Origin of the sequence: Roseovarius sp. (genome assembly GCF_018066915.1) — a bacterium.
Classification (GTDB): domain Bacteria; phylum Pseudomonadota; class Alphaproteobacteria; order Rhodobacterales; family Rhodobacteraceae; genus Roseovarius.
The window spans coordinates 1-9598 of record NZ_JAGPVV010000230.1 but is presented as its reverse complement, the minus strand read 5'-3'; the positions used below and the strand labels follow the sequence as shown (position 1 = coordinate 9598).

Sequence of the window (9598 nt, the reverse complement as noted above, 5' to 3'; positions counted from 1 at the left end):
AGCCCCCCGCTCCAAGGATGGCTGCGACTAAAGGCCAGAAGGGTCTGTGGCCGTCCTTCGGACGACAGCCGTGTCTCGATCATCAGCGTGCCGCGCGTCAGAAGAGCGTTTGGATCGGGGGGCGACGCCGCCGCTTGCGGTGCGTCAAGCCCGTTCAGGGCAAACCGCCCTCCCGCCTGATCGGAGATCCCGATCCACCCCATCCCTCAGGCCGCCAGCCCTTGCGCCACCAACAGCCGCGCCTCATAGCTCCGGAGTGTCCGGCGCGCGGCGGGGCTATAGCCTGCGCCGGTCTCGGGGTCGATTTCCGGAAAGAGTGCGCAAATTTCGGCGATGATCTCAGATTCGAAACTGTGGGTGATCTGCGGTCCGGGCAGGAAACTCTCAGTGGCCAGACCCTCGGAAAAGACCACCTGATGCCGGTCAAAGAGGATGTGGACATAGTCGACCATGCCCCCCTCGATCCGCCGCACCGATCGGTCATTGACCAGATCGCGCGCCGCGATCAGCACCTCACGCTCGCCAAAGAGCAATTCCGCAAGTGAATCGCGGATCAGCACCCGATGCAGGGGCGAGAGTAACAATGTCCGATGCCGTCCAAAAGTATCGGCGGCGATCCGGATCGGGGCAAAATCGCCCATCGCCGCCACACGCCGCCGCCCGATCCAACGCAGCGGTTGCGCGCCGTCATCCTGTGTCATCACCAGATCACCGGGGCGCAGCGCGTCGACGGGCACCTCGCCATCCGGCGTGCGGATCAGCGTGCCTGCGACAAAGCAGGGCACGGAATTGACAGTAACAAAGCCGACATCGGTCTGGCCGGTGCTGCTCTGAACCTCGTAGGTGAAATTGAAGACCTCGGTGTCGCCATCGCCGATCACCTCGATGGTGCCATCCGCATTCAACCGGATTTGCTGGCCGGAATTGAGGGTGACGATGTCGCCTGCAACGACCGCCTTGCCGTTGATCTGGGTGATCGTCAGCGTGCCGGTGGTGTTGTTCACCTCATTGCCCAGAAGGTCGATGATGCGGGTGCCATCCGGAAAGAGCGTGGCCGTGTCATCCATCGCCACAAGCGTGGTTTGCACGCTGTTGGCGGCAATCAGCACGGTCGAGTCGTAATTGGCATCCGTCACATCCGCAATCCCGATGCGGATGGAATTCACCACTCCGGAATTGACCGGAATGGTCAGGGTCATCGTGACGGTAAAGCCGTCCATCTCGGTGTTGAACTGGTCTTGGGTGTTGTCGATGAAAAGGTTGCTGTTGGACCCGGCGTTGAGGTTGTTGGGGTCGATGTCGCCATCGCCGACGCTGAGCGGCACAAGGCTTCCATTGATCCATACGCCAAAGAAATCCTGAAACGCCCCTACCGCGAATTCCGGATATTCCTCGGAGGCAAAGACGAATTGCATCGTCATCACATCGCCGGTGGGGATGAAATCCACATCGAGGAAAGACGCGTCAAAGGTCTGCGCCCCCGCGGCGGCATTGAAATCCGCCACGCCATTGGGGCCGCTCGATGTGGAGGTAGTGCTGGCGCTCTGGTTCGATTGGAAGAAGTTGTTGTTGGTGAAGCTCCGCAAATCGCCGGTCGAGAACATGACACCGCTGTCGCTTGGCACGACGCCGGGCGATATGGCGTTGCCATTGGTGTAGATGCCCGATGAATCACGGTCGCCGGTGTAAGAGGCATTGATCACCTGCACCCCGTCACCGAATATCGTCTGGGCCATCTGAATCGCGGATGCGTTCAGATTGATCGGGATTTCGACGCCTGCCACCATGTCTCTGCCTGCCCCTTGCAGAGGCAGCGTGCCCAAGCACACGCGCGGTCCATATGACCGCCCGATCCGGGATGCAAAAGCGCATGGTGTCGCCTGTTATGCGCCTTGCTGCTCGAATGTCGCGGACCAATCTGTCCTTTGCGGATCTGGCGGCCCTGACGTGGTTTGTTCACCCTGCCTCGGGTTTTGTTATATCCTTTTGGATAGCAAACTATTTTCGCGTTGTTAAGGTTTATTCGCCGGAGGCCGCCGCACGGGGGCAAGCTGTGGCAAGGACGCATTGGGCGATGCTTTGGATTTTGCCCGGTTTGCCTTTGTGCGCGATCCGCGCTAGGCCTCGGGCAAACCCGAAATACAGGACGCATGCCATGCCCCACACCCCGCTTGATCCCGCTCGCCTCACGGCTGACCTCATCCGCTGCGCCTCGGTCACGCCGGAAGAGGGGGGGGCCCTGTGCCTCTTGCAAGAGGTTCTGAGCGAGGCCGGATTTACCTGTGTCCGGGTGGATCGGGGCGAGGTGGCCAATCTCTTTGCCCGTTGGGGGGCCAAGGGGGCGGCGCGCAGCTTTGGTTTTAACGGGCATACCGATGTGGTGCCGGTGGGGGATCTGGCGGCCTGGTCAGTGCCGCCCTTTGGCGGGGTCGAGAAAGACGGCATGATCTGGGGGCGCGGGGCCACGGATATGAAATCGGGCGTTGCGGCCTTTGCGGCGGCGGCGGTGGATTTCGTGCGCGAGACGCCGCCCGATGGAGCGGTGATCCTCGCGATCACTGGCGATGAAGAGGGCGATGCGCTGGATGGCACGGTGGCCCTGCTCGATTGGATGCAATCCGAAGGCGAGGCCATGACCGCGTGCCTCGTCGGAGAGCCGACCTGCCCGGAACGCATGGGCGAGATGATCAAGATCGGGCGGCGCGGTTCGCTCTCGGCATGGTTCACGCTGACGGGGGTGCAGGGCCATTCCGCCTATCCGCACCGCGCCCGCAATCCGTTGCCCGCGATGGCGCGGTTGATGGATCGCCTCGCCTCGCACCGGTTGGACGCGGGCACGGCGCATTTCGATCCCTCGACGCTGGCGGTCGTGACCATCGACACAGGCAATCCCGCGACCAATGTGATCCCGGCACAGACCCGCGCCACCGTCAATATCCGTTTCAACGACACCCATCACAGCAGCGGTCTGATCGCTTGGATGCAAGACGAGATGGACCGCGTCTGCGCAGACTTCGGCATCACCGGCGAGATGCGCGTCAAGGTGTCGGGCGAGAGCTTTCTCACCCCGCCGGGGCCCCTGTCGGATCTGGTGGCGCGCGCGGTTGAGGCAGAGACCGGCGTGGTGCCCGTGCTCTCGACTACCGGGGGCACCTCGGATGCCCGCTTTGTCAAGGATCACTGCCCGGTGGTTGAATTCGGCCTTGTTGGCCAGACCATGCATCAGGTCGATGAACGGGTCGAGGTGGCGCAGATTCACCAACTCAAGGCGATCTATGCCCGTATCCTGCGGGATTACTTTGGCTGATGCGCCGCTATCTGATCGTCATGGTCAAGGAACCGCGCCCCGGCCGCGTTAAAACCCGTCTGGGGCGTGACATCGGCATGGTCGCGGCGGCGTGGTGGTTTCGGCATCAGGTGGCGCGCCTCTTGCGGCAGGTGGACGATCCCCGCTGGCGGGTCGTGATTGCGGTGTCCCCCGATCACGCAGGGCTCAAGAGCCGCGTCTGGCCGGCCCATTTGCCGCGTGTGGCGCAGGGGCCGGGTGATCTGGGAGACCGGATGGGGCGGCTCTTGCGCGGTATGCCGCCCGGCCCGGTCTGCATCATCGGCGCGGATATTCCGGGCGTTACCCCGGCGCATATTGCGCAGGCTTTTAAGGCCTTAGGGCGCAATGACGCGGTGTTTGGCCCCGCGATGGACGGGGGCTATTGGTTGGTCGGCCTCAAACGGGCGCGCGGCATTCCGGCCACGCTCTTTGAGGGGGTCCGTTGGTCAACCTCTGACGCCCTGAGCGACACGATCAACACATTACCGGGCGCGCGCATCGCCCTTGTAGAGCGGCTGCACGATGTCGATACGGCAAAGGACCTGAAACCGTCGCGCTGAGCGTGCGCTGCAATCCCTCTCAGCGCTTGCGGTCGCGGCGGCTGCTCATGGGCTGGAACGCGACACCCACATGCGCCTCGCAATAGGGCTTGCCCGACTGCACCGGCAGACCGCAGAACCAGAAATCCGGCGTGGCAGGATCGCCCACCGGCCATTTGCAGGTGCGCTCGGTCAATTCCATCAGCGTGAGTTTCTTGGCCTTCTTCTCGATCTCACTCACCTTGGCCAGAGCCTCGGGGTCGATCTCGTTGGCCGAAGGTTGCGGCGGCAGGGGTTGGCCTGCGGGAATGATCGCCTTGATCCGGCTCACCGGGGCCACCGCGACGGGTTCGTTGGTGGGCTCCGGCTGTTCCTCGGCTCTTGCGGCGGGTTTCGGCGCGGGTTTGGGCTGCGGCGCTTCGGCGGTCTTGGCCACGGCTGGCTTGGACTTGGGATCTGGCGTGCTGGGGGCGGGTGTCGCGGTCGGCCCCGTGCCATTGCGGTTGGACAGGCCAAGGCGATGCACCTTGCCAATCACCGCATTGCGGGTCACGCCACCCAGTTCCTTGGCGATCTGGCTTGCGGATTGACCTTCTCCCCACATCTTCTTGAGCATTTCAACGCGTTCGTCGTTCCAGGACATCGGGGTTTCCTTCGGTCAAAAGGCGGACCGGGCCCCGGGCCCGCCGCCTTGCAAATCTGATCAAGCCCCTATTCTAGTCACTGGCGTGTGAGTTACAAGGCATCGAATCGCGGCCGAGAGGCCCGACGTGGTGGAAACACGCCCAAAAAAGTGCCAGACCACCGAGGCAAGGAGCGACAAATGACAGATCACGCAAGAGAGAACGGATTGCCCATGGCGTCGGCTATGGGCGCGCGGCGGTTCGGGCGCGTCAACTGGTTGGGGCTTGCCACGCTGGCCGAACGCGAGACGCGCCGGTTCATGGCGGTCTGGACGCAGACCATTCTTGCGCCACTGGTAACGGCGGGGCTCTTTCTGCTGATCTTCACCATCGCCATCGGCCCGGCCCGTGGCGATGTGATGGGCGTGGCCTTTACCACCTTCATTGCGCCGGGGATTTTGATGATGACGGTCATCCAGAATGCCTTTGCCAATACATCTTCTTCGATCGTGATTTCCAAGGTGCAGGGCAATATCGTCGATACGCTGATGCCGCCGCTCTCGGCAGGGGAATTGGTGCTTGGCTATCTCGCAGGGGGTGTGGGGCGCGGCCTGTTGGTGGCTGTGACGATCTGGCTGGGGCTGTGGGCTTTCCTCGGGATCGGGCTTGCGCATCCTTTGTGGGCGCTCTGCTTTGTGCTGCTTGGAGCCGGGTTTCTGAGCGGCATCGGCATTGTCGCGGGGATTTTTGCCAACAAATTCGATCAGATGGCGGCGATCACCAATTTCATTGTGACTCCTCTCGCCTTCCTATCGGGCACCTTCTATTCGGTCGAGGCGCTGCCGCCGGTGCTCTACACGGTCACGCATTTCAATCCGATTTTCTACCTTATCGACGGCGCACGCTATGGCGTGATCGGGGTGTCGGACAGCGACCCTCTGCTCGGGTTGACCGTGGGTGCTGCGGCAACGTTGGCGATCTGCCTGATTGCGTGGCGCATGTTGGCCACGGGCTATCGGCTCAAGGCCTAAGCCGGCGCTTGCTCTGCGTTATCCCGCAAAGAACAAGAGCGGAAGCACGCCCAGCAAGGTCGACATAAGCCCACCCTCACCCTGATCCTTGTCCTCATCTGCGCTTTGTTGATCCGTTGAGTTGACCTGATCCTCTGGCGGAGGTTCGGGGGGCAGAATAGGCAGGATCGGATCGTCGTCGGGCGGAGGGGGCGCCGTCATGTCACGCACCGCATCGGTATAAATGGGGTTCACCATCTCGATCATCAGGATTTCCCGAGGGGCCAGATCGGTGATCAAGATGCCATCGTCGAAGAGCGCGCCAGCCTCCTCTTGGGTGATCTGCGGTTCTGCCGATGTGGCGGTGGGGTTTTCCCCCTCGGCCACACCAAGCCGCGTGATCGTGATCTGGCCGCCATCCTCTACCAGATTGGTGAAATCAACGATCTGCTCGCCCGGCTCATCAGAGGTCGAGGCGATAAAGGTCACAAGCCGGTCCTCGGCATAGAAGCTATGGACATCGGCGGTGGCCCCTTGCACTTCGGTCTCGCGCCCCGCGCTGCCTAAGAGCGACAGGGGACGGGTGCCGGGCAGGACATCGTTCATCAGGCGGAACATTTCCCCCGCGACGCGCATGTCTGCGTCGCCCTCGACCTCGGCAAGGGCGGTGCGGCTGTTGAGTTGAAGCGCCCAGACATGCGCGGCATCAACCCCGCCCCAGTGAAACGCCTCCATGATGTTGAGCATTTCATGGGCCTGTTTCAGGCCAAACTCCTCTTCGCGTGTGTCCCCGACCGTGCGCTTGAGGTTCCATTCTGTTGCATAGATTTTCAGGTCCGGCATCGCCTCCAGCCAGGTATCCCCGATCTGGGACAATTCGAAAGTGCGGCTGCCCGGCACATCCTCGCCGCGCGAATAGACATGCGCGACGATGCCGTCCACGGCCGCGCGCTCTGCCTCGGTGTCGAAGTGATCGAGCAGGATCGCGTTATTCACCTTGGACCATGCAACTTCGCCGGATGAATAGATGTAATCCTCCTCGGACAGGGACAGGCCGAACATCTCGTTCGCGGCGGCAAGCTGTTCCGCGCCCGTGCCGTCAAACAGGCCGGACAAATCCGACTGCCCGTTGTTTGTGCCCATCTGCACCAGAATATCAGTCTGTGCAAATTGCGGGCTGTCGGGATGTTGCGCTATCTCGTCATCGACGATCAGGGCCATCTCAGAGGCGAGACGGCCATATTCGACCGTGTTCATCTCGCCGCTGCCCCAATACTCGTTCCCGATTTCAAAGGCCTGAATCTCGGGCGCGATACCGAAACTCCCCTCGGCAATGTCCGCGATGAATTGCCGGATGGCGGTCTCGTCAACGGCAGCAAAGCGATCCCCGTTGGCGTCGGTGAATTCCGTCAGAAAGTCACGGGTAGGCAGAACAAGGGTCAGCGCAATCCCCGCCTCGGTGGCATAGCTGAACATCTCGGTCACAGAGGTCAGGACAGGGTCGTCGTCAACCGCGAGCGGCGGATCAGACAGGCGGTCCGCCTCGTAGATACAGGCACACTCTTCGGTCAGCGCCCCACCGGGATAGCGCAGATAGGAAATACCGAGCGTGGAGGCGGTCTGTGCAAAGGTGCCGCCGTCCCCCGCGATGTCTCGGGTTGCAAGCAGGTTCCCCCCGAAATGGGCCTCGGTGTAGGGGGTGCTCCCGACGTCTTCGATCGACAAAATGAATGACATCCCACGGCTCCGCTCTGCCCGGAACGACCCGGCGCATGATGTCCTTGCCTTCAGATACTATTTAAGGGGGATTCAATCGATACAATACAACTTTAACGAGATTATCGTTGTGTTGCAAGACCTAAGCGGTTCCTTGGCGGGGTTGCTTGGGTAATCCATAGTCTATGCAAAACGGCTTTGCCCGAGGTCGCTGAGGCGACGCGGGTCGTGGTGTGCAGGGGGCTGTAAGAGGGTTAGCGACAGATCTGTTCTGCGCGTTGCGCGTAGGTGCTGTAGGCCTCCCAAAAGCGTTCGTCGCCGGGCCGTTTGGATTGCCGGATGTCTTGCGCCGCCTGCGGATCGCGATAAAAGCGGACGGCGCGGCGCTGTTGGCTGCCGCTCAACGTGTCATCGGCAACCGCCTGAATACAGCCGCAGAGGGCGCGTGAGCGTGCCTTGCGGTCGGACTGCATGCAGGCGCTGCTGATCGGACCGCTGGCCATCGGCCTGCCGCCGCTGTTCCCAAGCGAGCCATCGCCCCCGCCACATCCCGCCAGTGCCAGAACCGCCCCCAACATCACCCAATGCTTCATTACCCGTGCCTCTTGCTCTCATGGCTTGCCCGATTTCGGACTCTTGTTGTCAGGATGTTTGCCTGAACTGGTGAGATTCTTCAATTCGCAACAGGGGTCTGACCTGCGATTGTCGGCCGCAACAGTTGTGTCGGGTCCGAATGGCAGGCCTCGCCCGCGCACCTCATTCCTCGCGCGCGCGCCATTCCTTGTAGCGCAGAACCGCGTTGGCGCCGATCTGTTGGAAGGGTTGCGGCGGCAGGCGCCGGGGGCTGTCCTCGGCGGTGAAATGATGGGTGATGTCGCTTGTGATGCCACAGGCGAGTTCCGCCGCTCCGATGCCCGTCAGCGTGCCGCGCGCGGTGCCAAGGCCATTCTGAACGCATCCAGAATAGAGCCCGTCATCGAGCCTGCGCATGACGGCTACGCCATTGAGCGTGAGGCAGAGATGCCCGGCCCAGGCGTATTGCATGCGCATCCCCTTGAGTTGCGGAAAGCGGGTCTCGAATTTCTGCTGCATGACGCGGGCGGCGCGGGCGACATGGCCGGGGCCCACCTTTCGCCCCGGCGCAAGTGTGGCGCAGGTGCGCGTGATGATGCGATTGCCGCCTTGGCCTGCGTCGATCCGGCGAACAGTCGTGCCCATCGGGTCGGCGGGCGTGATGCCCCAGCGACTTTTTCCGCCAAGCCGGGCCAGCGTGTCCGCGTCCAGTTCAGGCGTCATGACCGCGTAGAGAAAGAGTTGCATCAGCCGCCCTTGCTCAAAACCGAAGCTTTCGAGATGGCCATTCACCGTAAGAATGATAGCCCCCGCGCTGATCTGACCCGTAGAGGTAGAGACCCTCCAAGCGATGCCCTCACGGGATAGCGCCGTGACTGCGCTCTCTTCATGGATGGTCACACCGTCCCGCGACAGCCCCGCCGCCAGCCCTCGGATATAGCCCGCCGGCTGGAGCATGACGGTCCCCGGCGTAAAGAGGCCAGAGCGGTAATGCAACGATCCGGTCAGGTCGCGCATTGCGCGGGCATCCAGCATCTCGGACGGCTCGCCCAGGGAGGCCAGATGCGCGGCGTAGCTCTCATTGTGTGCGTGAGCGGTGTCACTGGCGGCACCATTGATCTTGCCCGCGCGGTCAAAGAAATTGGTGTCGATCCGATAGTCATCAACGGCCTCAGCCGCAAAGGCGATGGCCTGCCGATTGAGAGCAATCATCGCCCGGTCATCGCCTGCCCCGGCGTAATCCTCGGAGGTCAGCTCATGCGGCAGGTCGATCATGAAGCCCGAGTTGCGCCCGGCAGAGCCTTCGGCGACGCGCCCCGCCTCGAGCACCACGATTGAGGCATTCGGGTCAATCTGGCGCAGCCTGCGCGCTGCGGAGAGCCCGGCAAAGCCTGAGCCCACGATCACCACGTCAGCGGTGCGCGTGCCCGTCAGAGGCGCGTGCGCCGGAGCGGGCCCTAGGATTGCGTTCCAGGCGGCCCGACCGGGCAGGTCGGGCAGATCTTTTACCCGAAGGGTTGTCACTCCACCGCCTCATCCGCATCGTCGCTGAGGTCCACCCAGATCGTCTTGATCTGTGTGTATTGGTCATGTGCGTGGATGCCGTTGTCGCGCCCGCCAAAGCCGCTGGCCTTGAACCCGCCGAACGGGGTCGAGATGTCGCCCTCGCCAAAGCTGTTGACCGTGACAGTGCCCGCCCGGATAGCCCGCGCGCCCCGGATCGCGCGTTTGATGTTGGCGGTAAAGATTGAGGCGGCAAGACCGTATTCGGTGTCATTGGCGAGAGCAATCGCCGCATCGAAACTGTCC

Annotated in this window: 9 protein-coding genes and 1 pseudogene; 3 read left to right on the top strand and 7 right to left on the bottom strand. The window is 62.5% G+C overall.

Annotation, left to right across the window (positions count from 1 at the left end; all coding sequences use genetic code 11):
• Nucleotides 1-203, bottom strand: a pseudogene (locus tag KBT70_RS12845) (hypothetical protein); the annotation flags it as partial.
• A 3-nt stretch (nucleotides 204-206) separates the two neighbouring features.
• A complete protein-coding gene (locus KBT70_RS12840; protein ID WP_296634054.1) occupies nucleotides 207-1787 on the bottom strand; it encodes a Hint domain-containing protein in 1581 nt (526 codons plus the stop codon).
• Nucleotides 1788-2155: 368 nt separating this feature from the next.
• Between KBT70_RS12840 and dapE the strand changes: the two genes are divergently transcribed.
• The gene (dapE, locus tag KBT70_RS12835) at nucleotides 2156-3307 is read left to right on the top strand and encodes a succinyl-diaminopimelate desuccinylase (protein WP_296634052.1); all 1152 of its coding nucleotides are present in this window, start codon (nucleotides 2156-2158) and stop codon (nucleotides 3305-3307) included.
• Nucleotides 3307-3888: a TIGR04282 family arsenosugar biosynthesis glycosyltransferase gene (locus KBT70_RS12830; RefSeq protein ID WP_296634049.1), complete on the top strand. Its 582-nt coding sequence runs from the start codon at nucleotides 3307-3309 to the stop codon at nucleotides 3886-3888. The genes dapE and KBT70_RS12830 overlap by 1 nt, the downstream gene beginning before the upstream one ends.
• 19 nt (nucleotides 3889-3907) lie before the next feature.
• Here KBT70_RS12830 and KBT70_RS12825 read toward each other — a convergent pair whose 3' ends face one another.
• On the bottom strand, nucleotides 3908-4510 hold the full coding sequence (locus KBT70_RS12825; protein ID WP_296634047.1) for a GcrA family cell cycle regulator: 603 nt from the start codon (nucleotides 4508-4510) through the stop codon (nucleotides 3908-3910).
• Nucleotides 4511-4690: 180 nt separating this feature from the next.
• Between KBT70_RS12825 and KBT70_RS12820 the strand changes: the two genes are divergently transcribed.
• A complete protein-coding gene (locus KBT70_RS12820) occupies nucleotides 4691-5521 on the top strand; it encodes an ABC transporter permease (RefSeq protein ID WP_296634044.1) in 831 nt (276 codons plus the stop codon).
• A gap of 18 nt (nucleotides 5522-5539) precedes the next feature.
• Here KBT70_RS12820 and KBT70_RS12815 read toward each other — a convergent pair whose 3' ends face one another.
• The 4 genes from KBT70_RS12815 to KBT70_RS12800 all read right to left on the bottom strand — a co-directional run.
• Nucleotides 5540-7237, bottom strand: a complete 1698-nt coding sequence (locus KBT70_RS12815) for a type I secretion protein (RefSeq protein ID WP_296634041.1) — start codon at nucleotides 7235-7237, stop codon at nucleotides 5540-5542.
• Nucleotides 7238-7470: 233 nt separating this feature from the next.
• The gene (locus KBT70_RS12810) at nucleotides 7471-7809 is read right to left on the bottom strand and encodes a hypothetical protein (RefSeq protein ID WP_296634038.1); all 339 of its coding nucleotides are present in this window, start codon (nucleotides 7807-7809) and stop codon (nucleotides 7471-7473) included.
• 163 nt (nucleotides 7810-7972) lie between these two features.
• Nucleotides 7973-9313 (bottom strand): FAD-binding oxidoreductase, encoded by a 1341-nt coding sequence (locus tag KBT70_RS12805; RefSeq protein ID WP_296634035.1) that lies wholly within the window; start codon nucleotides 9311-9313, stop codon nucleotides 7973-7975.
• Nucleotides 9310-9598: aldehyde dehydrogenase family protein (locus KBT70_RS12800; protein ID WP_296634032.1), on the bottom strand; the 289-nt coding region annotated here is incomplete at its 5' end. The genes KBT70_RS12800 and KBT70_RS12805, both read right to left, overlap by 4 nt.

Bases quoted from the DNA above. Each gene is read 5' to 3' on its own strand.
- KBT70_RS12840 (WP_296634054.1), bottom strand. From the start codon at position 1,787: ATGGTGGCAGGCGTCGAAATCCCGATCAATCTGAACGCATCCGCGATT.
- dapE (WP_296634052.1), top strand. From the start codon at position 2,156: ATGCCCCACACCCCGCTTGATCCCGCTCGCCTCACGGCTGACCTCATC.
- KBT70_RS12830 (WP_296634049.1), top strand. From the start codon at position 3,307: ATGCGCCGCTATCTGATCGTCATGGTCAAGGAACCGCGCCCCGGCCGC.
- KBT70_RS12825 (WP_296634047.1), bottom strand. From the start codon at position 4,510: ATGTCCTGGAACGACGAACGCGTTGAAATGCTCAAGAAGATGTGGGGA.
- KBT70_RS12820 (WP_296634044.1), top strand. From the start codon at position 4,691: ATGACAGATCACGCAAGAGAGAACGGATTGCCCATGGCGTCGGCTATG.
- KBT70_RS12815 (WP_296634041.1), bottom strand. From the start codon at position 7,237: ATGTCATTCATTTTGTCGATCGAAGACGTCGGGAGCACCCCCTACACC.
- KBT70_RS12810 (WP_296634038.1), bottom strand. From the start codon at position 7,809: ATGAAGCATTGGGTGATGTTGGGGGCGGTTCTGGCACTGGCGGGATGT.